The following is a 19,499-nucleotide window of genomic DNA, read 5'->3' as shown; positions in this document are numbered from 1 at the left end:
TCGTAATGTCGCTGACCCCGCCCCTGCTGCTGGCCGGCATCGAACGCACGCTCAATGCCCTGCTCGCACGAGACCTGGCTGCGCCCTCACGTCTGGCCCGGCTGTCAGGCAGCCGGCTGCTGCTGCGACTGGAGCGCCCTGCCCTGACGCTGCTGCTGAGCTTCCACCCGCACGGTGTCGACCTGATGCGCCAGGACGAGCCCGACGAGAGCGCTGCCGATACCGTCGTCGAGCTCGATACCGAAGCGCTGGGCGAGCTGCTCGGCGGCGAATCGATGGAGCGACTGATGTTTCGTGGGCGCCTGGCCGTGCGCGGCCGCGTGCACCTGCTCGAGGAGGTGCGCGACCTGTTTCTCGACCTCGATATCGACTGGGAAGCGGAGCTGGCCCGCTGGCTGGGCGACGTACCCGCCCACAGTCTCGCCGAAGGGCTGCGCAGCCTGGCCCGCTGGGGCCTGCGTGCCCAGGAGGAGATGCGCGCCGACATCGCCGAGTATGTGTTCGAGGAGGCGCGCTTGCTTCCCGGACGCCGGCAACTGGAGAACCTGCGCGACCATCTCACCGAGCTGGAGATAGCCACTGACCGCCTCGAGGCCCGCCTGGCCAGGCTGCGCCGCCGATTGGAACGCGAGGCCGCGTCATGATGGGGCTCCGCCTGCTGCGCATCATCTGGGTGATCACCCGCTACCGCCTCGATACCCTGCTACCGCTTCAACGGCTGCCCTGGTGGCTGCGCCTGGCCTTCCTGCTCTCGCCGCTGCGCCTGGTGCCGGTGGGTCGACGGACGGGCGGCGAGCGCCTGCGCCTGGCGCTGGAGTCGCTGGGCCCGATCTTCGTCAAGTTCGGCCAGTTACTCTCCACCCGCCGCGACCTGCTGCCCGAGGAGGTCGCCGATGAGCTCAGACGCCTGCAAGATCAGGTACCGCCTTTTCCCGGCGAAGAAGCGAAGGCGCTGGTCGAGGCCGAGCTGCGCATGCCTCTCGACGTCGCCTTTGCCCATTTCGAGCCGGAGTCGCTGGCATCGGCCTCCATCGCCCAGGTGCATGCCGCTCGCCTGCATAGCGGTGAAGACGTTGTGGTCAAGATCATCCGCCCCGCCATCGACCGGGTGATGCGTCAGGACATGGCACTGATGTACCGGGTGGCCGGTCTGCTGACCCTGCTGCCCGAGGCGCGCCGGCTGCGCCCGGTGGAAGTGGTGCGCGACTACGAAGCCACCCTTTTCGACGAGCTCGACCTGCACAAGGAAGCCGCCAACACCTCGCAGCTCAAGCGTAACTTCAAGGATTCGCCGCTGCTCCACGTGCCCACGGTGCATTGGTCACACACCCGCCGCCGGGTCATGGTGCAGGAGCGAATCCATGGCATCCCGGTAGCCGACATCGCCGCGCTGCGTGCCCAGGGTACCGACCTCAAGCGCCTTGCCGAACGCGGCGTGGAGATTTTCTTCACCCAGGTGTTCCGCGACAACTTCTTCCACGCCGACATGCATCCGGGCAATATCTTCGTCGCCCGCGAACACCCTCACGATCCCCAGTACATCGCCATCGACTGCGGCATCGTCGGCAGCCTGACACGCGAGGACCAGGACTACCTGGCACGCAATCTGCTCGCCTTCTTCCGTCAGGACTACTACGAAGTCGCCGCGCTGCATATCGAGTCGGGTTGGGTCGGCGAAGACACCCGTGCCAACGAGTTTGCTGCTGCCATTCGCACGGTGTGCGAACCGATTCTGGAGAAGCCGCTCAAGGACATCTCCTTCGGTCAGGTGCTGCTGGGCCTGTTCCAGACCGCACGACGCTTCAACATGGAGGTGCAGCCGCAGTTGGTGCTGCTGCAGAAGACCCTGCTCAACATCGAGGGCCTGGGACGCCAGCTCTACCCCGACCTCGATCTGTGGAGCACCGCCAAGCCCTATCTGGAGCGCTGGATGCATGAGCGCGCCGGTGCGGTGGGTCTGTGGGAGTCGCTCAAGCGCCAGGCGCCGGAGCTGTCGCGTCAACTGCCCGAGCTGCCTTCCGTGGCCCATCAGGCGCTCAGCCGCATCGAGCATGAGCATCGCCAGCGCCGCCGTCAGGCTCAGGCACTCGGTGGCATCCAGCAGCAGCTGGGCGAAAGCCGGCGCAGTGGACGCCGCCTGCGCCTGGGGCTGCTGCTGGCCGGTGTGGCGTTGGCCTGGCAACCGCTGACCGACTGGGCCGCGAGCCAGCCCTGGCCGGTACTGCTGCTGGCCGGGCTGGGCCTGGTACTGCTGGCCTGGCAGTGAACTTGATCCACCTCAACCGGAGCCGCCGCATGCATGATATTCTCGATGAACTCTTCGACGTACTCCGCCAGCGCCGCAGCGCCGACCCCGCCGAGTCCTACGTGGCCGCCTTGCATGACAAGGGGCTCAACAAGATACTCGAGAAAGTCGGCGAGGAAGCAACGGAAACCCTGCTGGCGGCCAAGGACGCCGAAACCGGCGGCGACGCCGAGCGCAAGGCAGTGGTCGCCGAAACCGCCGACCTGTGGTTTCATAGCCTGGTGATGCTGTCGCATCTCGGACTCGACCACCGGGACGTGCTAGACGAGTTGGCCCGCCGTTTCGGAATCTCCGGGCACGAAGAGAAGGCCGCAAGGTCAAAGTGAAATTGGCTTCCGGATCCGCCGGAAACCCGACTCAGAGGTAACGCTACATGTTAGGTGGCATCAGTATCTGGCAACTGCTGATCGTTCTCGGCATCATCATCCTGATCTTCGGCACCAAGAAGCTGCGCAACGTCGGCTCCGACCTGGGTGGCGCGGTCAAGGGCTTCAAGCAGGCCGTCAACGAGGAAGACAAGGAAGGCAAGGACAGTAAGACGCAGGCCAAGGTGACCCACGAGGAGCAGCCCAACACCTACGACGTTCGAGCCGAGGAGAAGAAGACGGCGAACGAGGTCGAGGACCGGGAAGAGCGCAAGTAAACTTCCATGTTCGATATCGGCTTTCTCGAACTCCTGATCATCGGGATCGTGGGGTTGCTGGTGCTCGGCCCGGAGCGCTTGCCCAAGGCGGCTCGCACCGTGGGACTGTGGGTCGGCAAGATCAAGCGCACCGTGTCGAGCATGCAGCGGGAGATCAACTCGCAGCTCGAAGCGGAGGAGCTGCGTCAGAAGCTCAAGGAGCAGCAGACCAAGCTCGATGAGAGCCTGAACAAGGCCAAGCGCGACGTCGAGAGCATCGCCGAAACGCCATCGTCTTCGACAGTGTCACCTGATGCTCAATCCGTGCCGGGGCAGGATGAAGCGCAGGAGCCTCCCAAGCCGGCTGCGGCGCGCCTGGACGACGCTCTTGCCGACGCCCGCGATACCGCTGAACCCGACTCCCCCCAAGACCAAGACGACAAGGGTGCCGCTTCCCGATGAGCGACTCCGACAACAAGCAGGAACTTGGCCAGGCCCCGCTGATCGAGCATCTGGTCGAGCTACGCTCGCGCCTGCTGCGCGCCGTGGTGGCGGTTCTCGTCATCTTCCTGGGGCTCTATCCCTTCGCCAACGAGATCTATACCTTCGTGGCCCAGCCGCTCATGGCGCTGCTGCCGGAAGGCTCGCAGATGATTGCCACCGAAGTGGCCTCGCCTTTTCTGGCGCCTTTCAAACTGACGCTGGTGGCCGCGGTATTCGTCGCCATTCCCTATGTGCTACACCAGGCGTGGGCCTTCGTCGCGCCCGGCCTCTACGACAACGAGAAGTCTCTGGCCCTGCCGCTGCTGGCTTCCAGCGTGGGGCTGTTCTATACCGGCGCCGCCTTTGCCTACTACGTCGTCTTCCCGCTGCTGTTCCAGTTTTTCACTCAGACCGGGCCGGAAGACGTGGCGGTGATGACCGACATCAATCAATACCTGAACTTCGTCCTCAAGATGTTCTTCGCCTTCGGCGTGGCCTTCGAGATCCCCATCGCCACCTTCCTGCTGATTCTGTCCGGCGCCACCACGGTGGAGAGCCTGACGAAGAAGCGGCCCTACATCATCCTCGGCTGCTTCGTGATCGGTATGCTGCTGACACCGCCGGATGTGATCTCCCAGAGCCTGCTGGCCATCCCCATGTACCTGCTCTACGAGGTGGGCATCCTGTTCGGCCGCCTGGTGCGACGCAAGCGACAAGGCTCGGAGCCGACCACCCCGGTCGAAGAGCGCGACGACGTCTGACAGAGCAGCCAAGCCTTGAACCGCAAGCGCCCCTCGTTTCGCCGGGAACGAGGGGCGCTGTGCTTTTACGGTGCGGTGGTTACAGGTCCATCAGCTCGTCGATACGCTCGACCAGCTTGAAGATCCCAGTGGCGGCCTCGCCGATGCGGGTGGCGAGCATGTAGGCCGGCGTGGTCACCACGCGGTTCTCGAAGTCCACTACGATGTCCTCGACGCCGCAGCTGCGATGCAGGCCGCCCATCGAACTGATCGCTCCTGAAACACCGGGGTCGTGGCCGATGGTCACGGCAATGCCCGGGCCCAGCAGCTTTGGCACCAGCGCCGGCGCAATGCACATCAGCCCGATCGGCTTGCGCGCCTCGTGGAAGGGGGCCACGGCCTCGACCAGTGCCGGGAGAGGCTCCATGTCGCTGCCCGCTTCGGCGAAGTTGGACAGGTTCTTGGCTGCGCCGAAGCCGCCGGGCAGAATCACGGCGTCGAACTCGTCGGCCTCGAGTTCCTCCAGCGGTGCGATGTTGCCCCGCGCCAGGCGCGCCGATTCCAGCAGCACATTGCGCGACTCGCCCTCGATCGCCTCGCCGTTGCGGTGGTCGATCACATGGTACTGCATGATATCCGGCGCAAAGCAGCGATAGCCGATGCCCAGTTGATCCAGACGCAGCAAGGTCAGGGTGGTCTCGTAGATCTCCGAGCCATCCTGAACCCCGCACCCCGACAGGATGACCGCCACTTGTTTGCTCATGCCTTTCTCCTTGTAGTCAGGCGCCTCGAATGATGGGCCATGCCTCGAATCCCGAAGCCAACACTTTAGAGAGTCGTGCCGGGTGCGACAAGGCGCGGCTTTTCGCTTCGATCGGCACTGATATACTCGACACAATGCTTGTCATCGAATCGTCATTCTTTCCAGGCACACTGCCGCCAGTTGATCTCAAGGCGGATGTGGCCCCCAGTTGGAGTAGAGCCTCTTGAGTTTCATGACCACACGCCAGTTTCCCGCCACTCGCATGCGCCGCATGCGCCGCGACGATTTCTCGCGGCGACTGATGCGGGAGTCGATCCTGACCGCCGCCGACCTGATCTGGCCGGTGTTCGTCCTCGACGGCGAGAAGCGTCGCGAGGCCGTGCCCTCGATGCCCGGTGTGGAGCGCTTGTCGCTGGACCTGCTTATCGAGGAGGCGCGCGAAGCCCACGCGCTGGGCATACCCGCCCTGGCGCTGTTCCCCGTGGTGGAGCCGGCGCTGAAAAGCGAGCTGGCCGAGGAGGCCTACAATGCCAGCGGTCTGGTCCAGCGTAGCGTGCGCGCCTTGAAGGCCGCAGTGCCGGAGCTGGGCATCATGACCGACGTGGCGCTCGACCCGTACACCATTCACGGTCAGGACGGCATCATCGACGACAGCGGCTACGTGCTCAACGACCGTACCGTGGAGACACTGCTCAAGCAGGCGCTGTCCCACGCCGAGGCCGGGGCCGACATCGTCGCCCCGTCGGACATGATGGACGGTCGCATCGGGGAGATTCGCCAGGTGCTCGAACAGGAGCATCTGCCCAACGTACGCATCATGGCCTACAGTGCCAAGTATGCCTCGCGCTACTACGGCCCGTTCCGCGATGCGGTGGGCTCGGCGGCCAATCTGGGCAAGGCCGACAAGCGCACCTACCAGATGGACCCGGCCAACAGCGACGAGGCACTCCACGAAGCAGCCCTGGACCTGACCGAAGGCGCCGACATGGTGATGGTCAAGCCCGGCATGCCCTACCTGGACGTGGTGCGTCGGATCAAGGACGAGCTCAGGGTGCCCACCTACGCCTACCAGGTTAGCGGTGAGTACGCCATGCACATGGCCGCCTTCGACAACGGCTGGCTGGACCCCGACGAAGTCATTCTCGAGTCGCTGATGTGCTTCAAGCGTGCCGGAGCCGACGGCATCCTGACCTATTTCGCCAAACGAGCGGCGACACTGCTCGCATCCTGACGGCGGGACCCGGTCTCTGGGCACTCTGCCGCTTAGCCACGAGAGAGCGTTATGGTAGACGTGCCCGGCCCTGGTGGCCCCTTTGACCCCACAGACCTCGTAGCGTCCGGCGGCGTGTCCGCCGGCATCACCGACGAGACGGCCAGTGAGACGGTCGCTCCACGCCTCAACCAGAGCCATGCCGGCATCAAGCCCAAGCCGCAGCCCGATGCCGTGGCCGACCTGAGCGATCCGGCGCTGTACTTCAACCGCGAACTCTCGCACCTGCAATTCAACGTGCGCGTGCTCGAGCAGGCCCTGGACGAAGCACATCCGCTGCTCAACCGGCTGATGTTCCTGTTGATCTTCTCGTCCAACCTGGACGAGTTCTTCGAGATCCGGGTCGCCGGGCTGAAGCACCAGGTCGCCCTGGGCGACGAAACCACCGGCGCCGACGGTCTCTTGCCGCGTCAGCTGCTGGCCGAGATATCCCAGATCGTGCATGAGCAGGTCGATCGCCAGTACCAGATTCTCAACGAAATCCTGATCCCGGCCCTCGAGACACACAGGCTGCGCTTCCGCCGTCGCGACGAGTGGACCGAGGCGCAGCAAACCTGGATCCGCACGTTCTTCGAGAACGAGATCGTCCCGGTGATCAGCCCCATCGGGCTGGACCCATCGCACCCCTTCCCGCGGCTGGTCAACAAGAGCCTCAACTTCATCGTCGAGCTGGAGGGCAAGGATGCCTTCGGCCGCAAGGGCGGACTGGCGATCTTGCCGGCACCGCGCTCGCTGCCGCGAGTCATCGCGCTCCCCGGCGAGCTGTGCGAAGCGGATTTCCAGGAATTCGTCTTCCTGTCGTCGATGATTCACGCCCATGCCGCCGAAGTCTTTCCCGGCATGACGGTACGCGGCTGCTACCAGTTCCGCCTGACCCGTAACGCCGACCTCTCGATGGACCCCGAGGAAGTCTCCGACCTGGCCTCGGCGCTGCGCGGCGAGCTGCTGGCCCGGCGCTACGGCAGCGGCGTGAGACTGGAAGTCGCCGATAACTGCCCCGAGGAACTCGCCGCTTTCCTGCTCAAGCAGTTCGAGCTCGAAGCGGCCGACCTCTATCGCGTCAACGGCCCGGTCAACCTAACCCGCATGATCTCGGCGCTCGGCGACCTGGACCGGCCCGATCTGCGCTACCGCCCCTTCACCCCGGGTCTGCCCAAGGCGATGCGCAAGAAGGCAAGCCTGCTCGAAGCCATCGCCAGCGGCGACATCCTGCTGCATCACCCTTTCCAGGCCTTCTCGCCGGTGGAGGATCTGCTGCGCGAGGCGGCCCGCGACCCCAGCGTACTGGCCATCAAGCAGACCCTCTACCGTACCGGGGCCGACTCGGCCATCGTCAATGCCCTGGTGGAAGCAGCGAGCAACGGCAAGGAGGTCACCGTGGTGATCGAGCTGCGCGCACGCTTCGACGAGGCCGACAACCTGGCGCTCGCCTCGCGGCTGCAGGAGGCCGGGGCCATCGTCATTTATGGGGTGATGGCCTTCAAGACCCACGCCAAGATGATGCATATCGTGCGCCGCGAGCGGGGCAAGCTACGCCACTATGCGCACCTGGGCACCGGCAACTACCACGCCCGCACCGCCCGGCTGTATACCGACTACAGTCTGCTCACCGCCAATCCGACGCTGTGTGCCGACGTGCACAAGGTGTTCCAGCAGCTCTCGGGCATGGGCCGGGCGCAGCATATCGACAAGCTGCTGCACGCCCCCTTCACCCTGCACGAACGTCTGGTGGCGATGATCGAACGCGAGGCCGAGCATGCCCGGCGCGGCCGGCGCGCTCAACTGATCATCAAGTGCAACTCGCTGACCGAGCCGAAGCTGATCCAGGCGCTCTACCGGGCGTCCCAGGCCGGCGTCGAGTGCGAGCTGATCATTCGCGGCATGTGCTGCCTGCGCCCCGGCGTGCCGGGCGTCTCGGAGAACATCCGAGTGCGCTCGATCATCGGCCGCTTCCTCGAGCACACCCGAGTGTTTCATTTCCACAACGACGGCAAGGAGGAGACCTGGTGCTCGAGCGCCGATTTCATGGCACGCAACATGTTCCACCGGGTCGAGACCGCTTTCCCGCTCCTCGACCGCAAGCAGGCCGAGCGGGTACGCAAGGATCTCGAGACCTATCTGGTGGACAACTGCCAGAGCTGGCTGCTCCAGCCGGACGGCCGCTACCTGAAGCAGCAGCCGGGAGACAGCGCCCCCATCAGCGCTCAGGAAACGCTGCTGTACGCCTACGCCGCCAAGGTATGAGCGCCACGGGGCCAGTCCGAGGTTCGGGCGGCTTCCTCAGCGCTTGCGGAAGGCGGCAAGATCGTTGGGATCGACCCCCTCGACCCGTTCGGGCAGCCCGCGCTCCTCGCGCAGGCTCCGGATCCTGGCACGCTCGCCGAGCAGCTCGGCATCGTCATCCAGGGTGCGGCCATTGAGTTCGGCCAACTGGGCCATGCCCTGATGGTAAAAGGTCATCAGGTGCAGCGCGACGTCGTTGCCGCGATCCATTTCCTGTCGCAGGGTGCCTAGGTAGCCGCTGACTCGTGAGAGGTGATGCTTGAGCTGCCAGACGTAGCGCATCTCGCGCATCCAGGGGCGCTCACGCAGCACGGCGAAGGTCAGGCTGGTCGCCAGCAGGCCGAGAAAGACCCCCAGCACGTTGAGCCACAGGCTCGAACCGAAGGCTGCCACCAGCAGTTGGGAGAACACCAGGCCGAAGACGATCAGCTGGCCGGCCATGGCCACGCTGATGATGCGCGCCTTGCGGCGATAGGTCTCGGGATCAGGGTGCTCGAAGGTGAACGGCATGAGGGGAACTCCGATAGCAACGATGCCGGGATTATCCCGGCATCGTCACGCCGAGTACAGGTCTCACTCGCCCACTCCGGTTCAGCGCAGCCTGTCAGCGGTCTCCTGCAACAGCGCCTCGGTCTCCCGCCAGCCCAGGCAAGGGTCGGTCACCGAGACGCCGTGGCGCAGCGCGCCGGGGGTGAGTTCCTGGCGCCCCTCCTCCAGATGGCTCTCCAGCATCAGCCCCATCAGGGCCGTTTCGCCACCCAGGCGCTGTGTCACTACATCGCGCAGCACTTCAGCCTGGCGGCGATGATCCTTGCGCGCGTTGGCGTGGCTGCAGTCGACCATCAGGCGTGCAGGCAGCCCAGCCCGCTCCAGCATTCGGCGAGCCTCACCCACCGCATCGCTGTCGTAGTTGGGTCCATGGCGCCCCCCTCTCAGCACCACATGTGCATGACGGTTGCCCGAGGTCTCGCGCAGCGCCGGGCGGCCCTGATCGTCGAGGCCGAAATGCTGATGGGGGTGGGCCGCCGCGCGAATGGCATCCACCGCCACGCCAACCTCACCGCTGGTGGCATTCTTGAAGCCCACCGCCGCCTCGAGGCCACTGGCAAGTTCGCGATGCAGCTGCGATTCGGTGGTACGCGCCCCGATGGCGACCCAAGCCAACAGGTCGTCGAGGTAGGCGGCCAGCATCGGCTGCAGCACCTCGGTGGCTACCGGCAGTCCCAACGCCGCAATCTCGTTCATCAGGTGACGCGACACATGCAGACCGCGAGCCATGTCGCCGCTGCCGTCCAGATCAGGATCGTAGGCAAGTCCCTTCCAGCCTACGGTGGTGCGCGGCTTTTCCACGTAGACCCGCATCACCGGCAGCAGGCGATCGCTTACCTTCGGCACCAGCTCGGCCAGACGGTGAGCGTACTCCAGCGCCGCCAGGGGATCGTGGATCGAGCAGGGCCCCACGACCACCAGCAGGCGGTCGTCATGGCCACAGACGATGTCCTGGATGGCGCGCCGCTGGCCGTGCAGGCGTTCGGCCACGAGGGGTGTCACAGGAAGCCGGCGACGCAGTTCGCCGGGCGTGGGCAGTGTCATTTCGACCCGGCTGGCATGGGTAACGGCGAGATCGGCATGGCCATGAGCCAGGCCTTGGGCAAGCGATGCGGGGGCATTCATGGTGTCTTCAACTCCGTGGGATCGGTAAACATCGTGTCGTCATGCCACCGGTCATTTCACGGTCGGAGGTGGCGCACTGGACCGACCGCGCGGCGCTAAATCGCCAGCCGTAATCCCAGCCATAATAGGCATGACGGGCATAGGCGGCGTAAGTGGCGCGGCGTACGATCATGGTGCGTCTCCTGTGTCGAAAACGTTGGGGCCTGCCTACGCAAAACCCCCGGTCGGGGTTGCCGACCGGGGGTTTCAAGGGAGGCAACCCGGTTAGGGTGTGCCTTCGCGGCGCTGTCCTCGTTCAGGACCCGGCCGCGGGCACACCGGTGCTAAACCAATACCAGTACTGACCACCGAAGGGGACGCCAAGCGCAGCCACCGCATGCGAGATGCGGTAGGTAACGGCAAGGTTCGTTCTCTGCTTCGGTGTCATGGTCGTCTCCCGATGTTCTGCGGTCATCGTGCCCCATCGGGGCAGGCTTGGCAAGCGCGGCCGTCAGCCCGCGAACACTTGGTACCAGCCGATGGTGGCCGGTAGTGCAGCCATGCTGACCAGTACCACCAGGCCCAGCACGATCGACAGCAGACCGCTGTCGTCCTTGAAGTCATGGTCATTCGCCATGTGGGTTCCTCTTGTATTGTCAGGGGGAGGAACATTCTAGCGAAGGTGGCGCCCGCCATCGACCGGTAGGGTGATCCCGGTCACGTAACGGTTGTCGAGCAGGTAGCGCAGGCTCTGGTAGATCACTCCCGGCCCCGGCACCATCTCCATGACCGACTTGGCCCTGGCTTTCTCGGCATAGGCATCGTCGTCGCTCTCGCCCAGCATGATCAAGGCGGGCGCGATGGCGTTGACCTGGATCCGGGGCGCGTACATGGCCGCGAATGAGAGCGTCAGATTGGCCAGCCCCGCCTTGGTGGCAGCATAAGCCGCGTGCTGCTTCGAGCCCTTCTGTACCACGTAGTCGGTCATGTGCACGATGTCGCGCTGGGGCTCGGCGCACGCTTCGAGCAGCTCGCGGCAATGCAGGTTGATCAGGTAGGGCGCCTGCATGTGCACGCGGAACAGTCGTTCGAAAGCGACCCCGGCCTCGTCGCCCTGGCTGTCCGGTGCCCAGTCGCCGGCGTTGTGAACGATGGCGCGCAACGAACTCGTTGCGCCCTTTAGCCTGGCGATGAAATCGAAAATTGCCGCCTCGCTGGAGAAATCCGCCGGCAGGGTCACGATGCCCCGACGGCGCAGGGCCTCGAGTTCGGGGCGCTCGCGGCGATAGCTGACGATCACCGGATGGCCATCTTCGGCCAGGCGCTCGGCGCAGTGACGGCCCAGGCGCTGGGCGCCACCGGTGATCAGTATCGGCGAGGCACTCACCGTGCGCTCCCCCGGCGCAGCACTCCCGCGGTGGGCACCAACGGCTGGCGCGGCGCATAGGCGAAGACGTCGGAGAAAACCCGGCTCGGCTCCAACCCCAGCGAAGCCAGCACGTCGACACAGGCATAGACCATGCCCGGCGAGCCGGAGAGGTAGACGTCATGGCCGCTGACGTCCTCGACCCCGGCAGCCAACGCCTGGTCGATGCGGCCCCGATGGCCCTGGATGCGCTCACCGGTGACCGGCGGCTCCGGCGCCCTCTCGGTGACCACGTGGAAACGCACGCTCTCGTGCTGCTCGGCCCATTGCCGCGGCAGGCTCTCGAGATAGAGGTCACGCCGTTCGCGGGCCGCCCACCACAGCTCGATGGGTCGCTCGGGCGCCTCGTGCAACGAGGCCTCGACGATCGCCTTCATCTGGGCGAAACCGGTGCCGGCGGCGATCAGCAGCAGCGGGCGCTGGCTGGTGGTATCCAGCACGCAATCGCCGCCCGGCAGTCGCACCGTCAGGTGATGCGCCACCACGATCAGCTCACGCAGCCGGGCGGAGTTCTCGCGCTCCGGCCAGTGCTGGATGTGCAGCTCCAGGGTGCCGTCGCCGCGATGCGCGCTGGCGATGGAAAACGGTACCCAGGTCTCGTCATCGAGCCTGAGCTCGAGATACTGGCCCGCCTCGTGGGCCATGGCCTCGGCGCGTCCTTCCAGGCGTACGCGGAACACGTCTGGGGTCAGGTCCTCCACTGCCGTCACCTGGCAGCTCAGGGTCCTCGGGGTCATGCAGGCCTCTTGTCGTCAGGGGATGGGGGAAGGTGAATACCCAGCTCGTTCCAGCGTTCGCTGACGCGGGCCTTGACGGCCTCGTCCATGACGATGGGAGTGCCCCATTCTCGCTCGGTTTCGCCGGGCCACTTGGAAGTGGCGTCCAGCCCCATCTTCGACCCCAGCCCCGCCACCGGCGAGGCGAAGTCGAGGTAATCTATGGGCGTGTTCTCGACCATCACGGTGTCCCGTGCCGGATCCATGCGCGTGGTGATGGCCCAGATCACGTCCTTCCAGTCGCGGGCGTCGACGTCGTCGTCGAGCACCACCACGAACTTGGTGTACATGAACTGGCGCAGGAAGCTCCATACGCCCATCATCACGCGCTTGGCGTGACCGGGATACTGCTTCTTCATGGTCACCACTGCCATGCGGTAGGAGCAGCCCTCAGGCGGCAGGTAGAAGTCGACGATCTCGGGGAACTGCTTGCGCAGAATCGGCACGAACACTTCGTTGAGTGCGACGCCGAGGATCGCCGGCTCGTCGGGCGGCCGCCCGGTATAGGTCGAGTGATAGATGGCGTCGCGGCGCATGGTCATGCGAGTAACGGTAAACACCGGGAACTCGTCGACCTCGTTATAGTAGCCGGTATGGTCGCCGTAGGGGCCTTCCGGGGCCATGTCGTCGGGGTAGATGAAGCCTTCGAGAATGATCTCGGCGGAGGCCGGCACCTCGAGGTCGGCGTGGCCGCACTTGACCAGTTCGGTACGCGAGCCGCGCAACAGCCCGGCGAAGGCATACTCGGAGAGGGAGTCCGGTACCGGGGTCACCGCGCCGAGAATGGTGGCCGGGTCGGCGCCCAGCGCTACCGCCACAGGGAAGGGCTCGCCAGGGTGCGTCTGCTGGAACTCCTGAAAGTCCAGCGCGCCGCCGCGGTGCGACAGCCAGCGCATGATCAGGCGGTTCCTGGAAAGCTTCTGCTGGCGATAGATGCCCAGGTTCTGGCGCTTCTTGTGCGGCCCGCGGGTAACCACCAGCGGCCAGGTCACCAGCGGGGCGGCATCGCCCGGCCAGCAGTGCTGGATCGGCAGGCGATCGAGGTCGACGTCGTCGCCCTCAAGTATCACCTGCTGCACCGGGGCGCTGCGCACCGTCTTCGGCCCCATGCTCATTACCTGCTTGAAGATCGGCAGCTTGTCCCAGGCGTCGCGAAAGCCCTTGGGAGGATCCGGCTCCTTGAGAAAGGCGAGCAGCTTGCCAACCTCGCGCAGCGCCTCGACGCTGTCCTGGCCCATGCCCATGGCGACCCGCCTGGGCGTGCCGAACAGGTTGCCGAGCAGCGGCATGTCATGGCCCTTGACGTTCTCGAACAGCAGCGCCGGGCCACCGGCGCGCAGGGTGCGGTCGCAGATCTCGGTGATCTCGAGATAGGGGTCCACCTCGGCAGAAACTCGTATCAGCTCGCCCTGGGCCTCCAGGGCCGCGATGAAGTCGCGCAGGTCGTTGTACTTCATTCGATTTCCCGTTTCCGGAACGACGAAAGGGGCAGCTTAGCATGCCGCCCCTTTCTGCACCGCTGATCCCGCTTAGCGGCGCTTCATCGCCTCGAAGAATTCCAGGTTGGTCTTGGTATCTTTCAGGCGGTCGATGAGGAACTCGGTGGCCGCGGTATCTTCCATCGGGTTGAGCAGCTTGCGCAGAATCCACATGCGCTGCATCTCGTCCTCGGAGGCAATCAGGTCCTCGCGGCGGGTGCCGGAGCGGCGAATGTTGATCGCCGGGTATACGCGGCGCTCGGCGAGCTTGCGGTCCAGGTGGGCTTCCATGTTGCCGGTGCCCTTGAACTCCTCGAAGATCACCTCGTCCATCTTCGAGCCGGTGTCGACCAGCGCGGTGGCGATGATGGTCAGGCTGCCGCCCTCCTCGATGTTCCGCGCGGCACCGAAGAAGCGCTTGGGCTTCTCCAGGGCGTGGGCGTCGACACCGCCGGTGAGCACCTTGCCGGAGCTGGGTACCACGGTGTTGTAGGCACGTGCCAGACGGGTGATGGAGTCGAGCAGAATGACCACGTCCTTCTTGTGCTCGACCAGGCGCTTGGCCTTCTCGATGACCATCTCGGCGACCTGCACGTGGCGTGCCGGCGGCTCGTCGAAGGTCGAGGCGACCACTTCGCCGCGCACGGTACGCGACATCTCGGTCACCTCTTCCGGGCGCTCGTCGATCAGCAGCACGATCAGGTGGCACTCGGGATTGTTGCGCGTGATCGAGGTGGCGATGTTCTGCAGCATCAGCGTCTTGCCGGCCTTGGGCGGCGAGACGATCAGGCCGCGTTGGCCCTTGCCGATGGGGGCGGTGAGATCGATGATGCGAGCGGTGAGATCCTCGGTGGAGCCGTTGCCGATCTCCATGCGCAGCCGCTCCTGGGGGAACAGCGGCGTGAGGTTCTCGAACAGGATCTTGTGCTTGGCGTTTTCCGGCTTGTCGAAGTTGATCTCGCTGACCTTGAGCAGCGCGAAATAGCGCTCCCCTTCCTTCGGCGGGCGAATCTTGCCGGAGATCGAATCCCCCTTGCGCAGGTTGAAGCGACGGATCTGCGACGGCGAGACGTAGATGTCGTCGGGGCCGGCCAGGTAGGAGCTGTCGGCACTGCGCAGGAAGCCGAAGCCGTCCTGGAGGATTTCCAGGACACCGTCGCCGTAGATGTCCTCGCCGCTCTTGGCGTGCTTCTTGAGGATGGCGAAGATAATGTCCTGCTTGCGCGAGCGGGCCAGGTTGTCGATGCCCATCTCACGGGCGATCTCCAGAAGGTCCGGCACGGATTTTTGCTTGAGTTCGGTAAGATTCATCGGTGCGTTCGGAAGTTGCTCATGTCAGCGTGGCGGCACGGCGGCCGTGGGAGTGGTGCGGAGAAAGAACGGTACGCCGCTTGGGTGCGTTCAGAGCCCGGGAAGCTGTCGCTCATGCGCGATTCCCGTCACGCTACGACCATTCTGCGCAAGGGCCGCCGGCACGGTATCGTGTTCGAGGGAGCAGCACTTCTCGTCGCCTCGACTCTTCGCCTGGTGCGTCTCAAGTGCCACCATGGCTACCGGCACATGACAGGGCGACAAAAAGGGGGCTGACTGACGACTTGATGTTGACCGCGACGCGGACGTCGTGTCTCGGTCGGAAAGCATTCGGAACAGGCGAACGACCCGATGTTAGTCAACGCCGACGAGGAACGCAACCCTGTCGATCAACCTTGTGAGATTGACACGATCCAGCCGTCGCAGCACCCTTTAGCCATTCGCCATCAGGATGCCTCGATGACTTCACCCACGGAACGGCCCCAGCCCACCGACGCTACCGCCACTCTGACGCAGCCGCCGAGTCCCACACGCCTGGCCGCCATCGACCTGGGCTCCAACAGCTTTCACCTGCTGGTCGCGCACTACCAGGATGACCGCCTGCAGGTCGTCGCGCGGCGCGGCGAGAAGGTGCAGCTGGCCGCCGGACTCGACGCCGACGGTCAGCTCGAGGAGGCCGCCATGCAGCGGGCGCTGGACTGTCTGGCCCGCTTCGCTCCGTTCGTCGCCGACATCCCCCAGGGCCAGCTGCGCGTGGTGGGCACCAACGCCCTGCGCGACGCGCACAACAGCCAGACGCTGATCGACCGCGCCGAAGCCCTGCTGGGACATCGCATCGAGATCATTGGCGGTCGCGAGGAGGCGCGCCTGATCTACCTTGGTGCCGCCCATTCCCTGGCCGAGAACGGCCGCCGGCTAATCATCGACATCGGTGGTGGCTCCACCGAGTTCATCATTGGCGAGCGCTTCGAGCCACTGGCGCTGGAGAGCCTGCAACTGGGCTGCGTGACCTATACCCGCCGCTTCTTCGAAGATGGCGAGATCAGCGAGAAGCGCATGCGCCGCGCCGAGCTCTCGGCGCGCTCGGAACTGGCCAATATCCGTCGTCCCTATTGCCAGTTGGGCTGGAACGATCCGGTGGGTTCGAGCGGCACGATCAAGGCGGCCGCCTCGGTCATTGCCGCCGCCGGCGGCGCTCCCGATGGCCTGGTGACACGCAAGGGACTCGAGCGGATACGCCGTGACCTGATCGCCTGCGGCCACCTCGACCGGGTAGACCTGGAGGGCCTCAAGGCGGATCGCGCCCGGGTCTTTCCCGCCGGGGTGGCGATCCTCGTCGCCATCTTCGAGGCATTCGGTCTCGATCAGCTGCGTTATGCCGATGGCGCCCTGCGGGAAGGCGTGCTCTACGACATGGTGGGCCGCAACAGCCCCGAGGATTCGCGCCTCAAGACGCTGGCCTCATTGCAGCAGCGCCATGGCGTGGACATGCGCCAGGCCGAGAACGTGGCGCTCTCCGCCGCCCGGCTGTTCGCCCAGGTGCGAGCGGCCTGGGGGCTCGGTGACGATCATGCACGCTTTCTCGACTGGGCCGCGCGCCTGCACGAGATCGGCCTGGCCATCTCCCACAGCCAATTCCATCGCCACGGTGCGTATCTGCTGGAACATTCGGACCTGGCCGGCTTCTCGCGTCCCGAGCAGCAGCTGCTGGCGTTCCTGGTGCGCGCCCACCGGCGCAAGTTCCCGCTGCGCGAATGGCGCGCGCTGCCCGTGTCTCAGCAGCTCCCTCTGGCTCGCCTGGCCCGGCTGCTGCGTCTGGCGGTGCTGCTCAACCACTCGCGGGGGGAACAGCCCACCGAGACGCCGCGTCTCGCGGTCAACGATGGTGAGACGTTGCAGCTGGCGCTGGTTGCGGGGGAGAGCGACGAAGCGCTGCTGCTGCGCACCGACCTGGAGCAGGAAGCCTCCTACCAGGAGACCGCGGGCTTCGCCCTTAACATCAGTTGAGCCGCTCATCGCAGCCGGCCCCAGCGGGGCTCAAACCGCCGGCTGCGCTCGCCAGCCGGCGGCCACCGCGACCCAGCGCCCCTCCGGCAGCAGCAGTGCCGCCACCGGCGTCTCCTCGTACCAGACCACGGCCACGCGCTCACGCGCCCAGGGCGACACCCCGGCCTCCTGCAGCAGCCGCTTGAGGTCGCGTCGGCCTCGCCCGGCCAGGCGCAGGCGCTCGCCGCCCCGACGCGGGAGCAGCACCAGCCGTACCGGGCGGCCATCGGCAGGCGCCAGTGCCACTGCGGCCTCTTCCCAAGGCGTGGCCAACGGCTCCATCCCGTGCCATTCGGCCCGCCATCCGGCCGGCAACGCGGCAAGCCGGCGCTGAAGATAGAGCCGGCCACGCCATAACCGCGCCTCGGCATCGGCCCAGTCGACGCACGCCTGGGCGTCCTTGCGTGCTGCGAGCTGGGTCAGAAGGGTATCGAGACGCGCCGAAGGCGGCGGCGCCAGCCCCAGCCGGCGGCAGGCAAGGCGCACCAGCGAACGGCAGCGGGCGGGTTTGAGCGACGCGAGCCCCGCCACCGGTAGGCACCCAGGCTCTCCCCCCAGCGCAGCGAGATCGTCCTCGGCCAGCGCCTCGATCATCTCTTCCGCATCGGCGGCGTGGCATGCGCTGCGCGCCAGAGCATCGGTCGCATGGGGCCAGCGCGACTGCAACAGCGGCAGCACGCTGCGGCGCAGGAAGTTGCGATCGAGGTTCTCATCGGTATTGGTGGGGTCGTCGATCCACGGCAAGCCGAGCCGCTCGGCCTCGGCTTCGAGCTCGAGCCGGGTGTGGGCAAGCAGTGGACGCTCAAAGCGTCGACCCTGCCACTCACGCCGCCTGGGCATGGCCGCCAGGCCACGCACGCCGCTGCCGCGCAAGGCGGCGAGCAGGAAGGTCTCGGCCTGGTCGTCGCGATGCTGGGCCAGCCACAGCGTGCCACCCGGTGTCACACGGCGGGCGAAGGCGGCGTAGCGCGCCTGCCGCGCCGCGCCCTCGAGCCCCAGTCCGGCATCCCGCTCGACCGCCACGCGCTCGACGAACAGCGGCACGCCGAGGTGTGAGCAAAGCCGCCGACAGTGGGCCTCGAAGCCATCGGCGCAATCCTGCAGGCCATGATGAACGTGCAGCGCGTACAGCGGCCGGGGATGGCGCCGGCAGGCCGCCGCGGCAAGGGTCAGCAGCAGGCTCGAATCCAGCCCGCCGGAAAGCGCCACCCAGACGACACGCCCCGGCGGGGTCTCCGCCAGGGCGTCGTCGATCACGATCTGTAGAGGCGCTCTCTTATGCCGGTGCGCCATAGCTCATCAACCGCTCATACCGGCGCTCGAGCAGAGCGTCGGTATCCATCGCCTCGAGCCGTTCGAGGCTCGCCAACAGCGCCTCCTTGACCCGCTCAGCGGTGGTCTGCGGGTGGCGGTGGGCGCCGCCCAGCGGCTCCTCGATCAGGGTATCGACGAAGCCGAGCTCCTGCAGTCGCTCGGCGGTGATGCCCATGGCCTGGGCGGCATCGGCGGCCTTCTCGGCGCTCTTCCACAGGATCGAGGCACAGCCCTCGGGCGAGATCACCGAATAAGTGGAGTACTGCAGCATGGTCAGCTCGTCGCACACGCCGATGGCCAGTGCCCCGCCGGAGCCGCCCTCGCCCACCACGGTGGAGATAATCGGTGTCTTGAGCCGCGACATCACCGCCAGGTTGTAGGCGATGGCCTCGCTCTGGCCGCGCTCCTCGGCGTCGATGCCGGGGTAGGCGCCCGGCGTGTCGATGAAGGTGAGCACCGGCATCTTGAAGCGCTCGGCCATCTCCATCAGGCGGCACGCCTTGCGGTAGCCCTCGGGGCGCGGCATGCCGAAGTTGCGCCGCACCTTCTCCTTGACGTCACGCCCCTTCTGGTGGCCGATGACCATCACCGGGCGGTCGTCGAGGCGGGCGACGCCGCCGACGATGGCCGGGTCGTCGGCGAAACGACGATCGCCGTGCAGCTCATCGAAGTCGGTGAAGACATGCTCGAGGTAGTCGAGCGTATAGGGGCGCTGGGGATGGCGCGAAATCTGCGACACCTGCCAGGGCGTGAGGTCCTTGAAAATCGACTCGGTGAGCTTGCGACTCTTCTCCTCGAGGCGACTGATCTCGTCGCTGAGGTTGAGCTGGCTGTCGTTGCCGACCAGGCGCAGTTCTTCGATCTTGGCCTGAAGTTCGGCGATGGGCTGTTCGAAATCGAGATAGTTGGGATTCATAGTGGCTGGGCCGCCTTGTCTTTGCTGTCGCCGGGGCATGATGGATGCTGTTCGTCCCGGAAGCCATAAAATCGAGTGTCGGGCATTATCGCACCCTCAACGCACGGCGCAAG

21 protein-coding genes are annotated in these 19,499 nt (G+C 65.9%); 10 read left to right on the top strand and 11 right to left on the bottom strand.

The features are described from left to right. Positions 1 to 5 precede the first annotated feature (5 nt). The 6 genes from KPL81_RS04945 to tatC are packed head-to-tail and all read left to right on the top strand — an operon-like array spanning position 6 to position 4,171. Positions 6 to 644: a ubiquinone biosynthesis accessory factor UbiJ gene (locus tag KPL81_RS04945; protein WP_209475994.1), complete on the top strand. Its 639-nt coding sequence runs from the start codon at positions 6 to 8 to the stop codon at positions 642 to 644. Next, positions 644 to 2,266, top strand: a complete 1,623-nt coding sequence (ubiB, locus tag KPL81_RS04940) for a ubiquinone biosynthesis regulatory protein kinase UbiB (RefSeq protein ID WP_219791364.1) — start codon at positions 644 to 646, stop codon at positions 2,264 to 2,266. The genes KPL81_RS04945 and ubiB overlap by 1 nt, the downstream gene beginning before the upstream one ends. A 29-nt stretch (positions 2,267 to 2,295) precedes the next feature. Beyond that, positions 2,296 to 2,631, top strand: a complete 336-nt coding sequence (locus tag KPL81_RS04935) for a phosphoribosyl-ATP diphosphatase (RefSeq protein WP_209475992.1) — start codon at positions 2,296 to 2,298, stop codon at positions 2,629 to 2,631. Positions 2,632 to 2,678: 47 nt separating this feature from the next. Further along, the gene (gene tatA, locus KPL81_RS04930) at positions 2,679 to 2,948 is read left to right on the top strand and encodes a Sec-independent protein translocase subunit TatA (protein WP_209475989.1); all 270 of its coding nucleotides are present in this window, start codon (positions 2,679 to 2,681) and stop codon (positions 2,946 to 2,948) included. A 6-nt stretch (positions 2,949 to 2,954) separates the two neighbouring features. Next, positions 2,955 to 3,389 carry a Sec-independent protein translocase protein TatB gene (gene tatB / locus KPL81_RS04925; protein WP_209475987.1) on the top strand — a complete coding sequence of 145 codons (435 nt, stop codon included), beginning with the start codon at positions 2,955 to 2,957 and terminating at the stop codon, positions 3,387 to 3,389. Continuing rightward, positions 3,386 to 4,171 (top strand): twin-arginine translocase subunit TatC, encoded by a 786-nt coding sequence (gene tatC, locus KPL81_RS04920; protein ID WP_209475986.1) that lies wholly within the window; start codon positions 3,386 to 3,388, stop codon positions 4,169 to 4,171. The genes tatB and tatC overlap by 4 nt, the downstream gene beginning before the upstream one ends. 79 nt (positions 4,172 to 4,250) lie before the next feature. On the opposite strand, the gene elbB is transcribed toward tatC, so the two are convergent. Then, positions 4,251 to 4,913 (bottom strand): isoprenoid biosynthesis glyoxalase ElbB, encoded by a 663-nt coding sequence (gene elbB, locus KPL81_RS04915; protein ID WP_209475985.1) that lies wholly within the window; start codon positions 4,911 to 4,913, stop codon positions 4,251 to 4,253. 232 nt (positions 4,914 to 5,145) lie between these two features. Here elbB and hemB point away from each other — a divergent pair, with 232 nt between their 5' ends. Together hemB and ppk1 are read left to right on the top strand one after the other, a co-directional pair. After that, positions 5,146 to 6,144 carry a porphobilinogen synthase gene (gene hemB, locus KPL81_RS04910; RefSeq protein ID WP_422674114.1) on the top strand — a complete coding sequence of 333 codons (999 nt, stop codon included), beginning with the start codon at positions 5,146 to 5,148 and terminating at the stop codon, positions 6,142 to 6,144. Positions 6,145 to 6,195: 51 nt separating this feature from the next. Next, positions 6,196 to 8,427 (top strand): polyphosphate kinase 1, encoded by a 2,232-nt coding sequence (gene ppk1 / locus KPL81_RS04905; protein WP_219790905.1) that lies wholly within the window; start codon positions 6,196 to 6,198, stop codon positions 8,425 to 8,427. Between the two features lie 36 nt (positions 8,428 to 8,463). Here ppk1 and KPL81_RS04900 read toward each other — a convergent pair whose 3' ends face one another. From KPL81_RS04900 to rho, 8 genes are all read right to left on the bottom strand, one after another. Beyond that, a complete protein-coding gene (locus tag KPL81_RS04900) occupies positions 8,464 to 8,976 on the bottom strand; it encodes a DUF3087 family protein (protein ID WP_219790904.1) in 513 nt (170 codons plus the stop codon). Positions 8,977 to 9,057: 81 nt separating this feature from the next. Then, entirely contained in the window at positions 9,058 to 10,140 is a 1,083-nt protein-coding gene (locus KPL81_RS04895; protein ID WP_219790903.1) for a 3-deoxy-7-phosphoheptulonate synthase, read from the bottom strand. Between the two features lie 7 nt (positions 10,141 to 10,147). Further along, entirely contained in the window at positions 10,148 to 10,312 is a 165-nt protein-coding gene (locus KPL81_RS04890) for a hypothetical protein (protein WP_209475978.1), read from the bottom strand. 318 nt (positions 10,313 to 10,630) lie between these two features. After that, complete coding sequence (locus KPL81_RS20720) at positions 10,631 to 10,756, bottom strand: hypothetical protein (RefSeq protein ID WP_275951357.1); 126 nt, start codon at positions 10,754 to 10,756, stop codon at positions 10,631 to 10,633. A 36-nt stretch (positions 10,757 to 10,792) separates the two neighbouring features. Continuing rightward, complete coding sequence (gene folM / locus KPL81_RS04885; RefSeq protein ID WP_219790902.1) at positions 10,793 to 11,506, bottom strand: dihydromonapterin reductase; 714 nt, start codon at positions 11,504 to 11,506, stop codon at positions 10,793 to 10,795. Further along, entirely contained in the window at positions 11,503 to 12,282 is a 780-nt protein-coding gene (locus tag KPL81_RS04880) for an NAD(P)H-flavin reductase (RefSeq protein ID WP_219790901.1), read from the bottom strand. The genes folM and KPL81_RS04880 overlap by 4 nt, the downstream gene beginning before the upstream one ends. Continuing rightward, positions 12,279 to 13,778 carry a 4-hydroxy-3-polyprenylbenzoate decarboxylase gene (gene ubiD, locus KPL81_RS04875; RefSeq protein WP_219790900.1) on the bottom strand — a complete coding sequence of 500 codons (1,500 nt, stop codon included), beginning with the start codon at positions 13,776 to 13,778 and terminating at the stop codon, positions 12,279 to 12,281. The genes KPL81_RS04880 and ubiD overlap by 4 nt, the downstream gene beginning before the upstream one ends. Before the next feature lie 72 nt (positions 13,779 to 13,850). Beyond that, positions 13,851 to 15,110 carry a transcription termination factor Rho gene (gene rho / locus KPL81_RS04870; RefSeq protein ID WP_209475970.1) on the bottom strand — a complete coding sequence of 420 codons (1,260 nt, stop codon included), beginning with the start codon at positions 15,108 to 15,110 and terminating at the stop codon, positions 13,851 to 13,853. Positions 15,111 to 15,224: 114 nt separating this feature from the next. On the opposite strand from rho, the gene KPL81_RS04865 reads away from it, so the two are divergent. Next, the gene (locus tag KPL81_RS04865) at positions 15,225 to 15,386 is read left to right on the top strand and encodes a hypothetical protein (protein ID WP_219790899.1); all 162 of its coding nucleotides are present in this window, start codon (positions 15,225 to 15,227) and stop codon (positions 15,384 to 15,386) included. Positions 15,387 to 15,569: 183 nt separating this feature from the next. After that, the gene (gene ppx / locus KPL81_RS04860; protein ID WP_219790898.1) at positions 15,570 to 17,117 is read left to right on the top strand and encodes an exopolyphosphatase; all 1,548 of its coding nucleotides are present in this window, start codon (positions 15,570 to 15,572) and stop codon (positions 17,115 to 17,117) included. A gap of 30 nt (positions 17,118 to 17,147) precedes the next feature. Here ppx and tilS read toward each other — a convergent pair whose 3' ends face one another. Beyond that, positions 17,148 to 18,413: a tRNA lysidine(34) synthetase TilS gene (gene tilS, locus KPL81_RS04855; protein WP_338035590.1), complete on the bottom strand. Its 1,266-nt coding sequence runs from the start codon at positions 18,411 to 18,413 to the stop codon at positions 17,148 to 17,150. A 19-nt stretch (positions 18,414 to 18,432) separates the two neighbouring features. Beyond that, positions 18,433 to 19,386: an acetyl-CoA carboxylase carboxyl transferase subunit alpha gene (accA, locus tag KPL81_RS04850; RefSeq protein WP_209475964.1), complete on the bottom strand. Its 954-nt coding sequence runs from the start codon at positions 19,384 to 19,386 to the stop codon at positions 18,433 to 18,435. Positions 19,387 to 19,499 lie beyond the last annotated feature (113 nt).

The organism is Billgrantia antri (genome assembly GCF_019430905.1).
GTDB classification, from domain to species: Bacteria; Pseudomonadota; Gammaproteobacteria; order Pseudomonadales; family Halomonadaceae; genus Halomonas; species Halomonas antri.
This window is presented reverse-complemented; position numbering and strand designations above follow the sequence as displayed.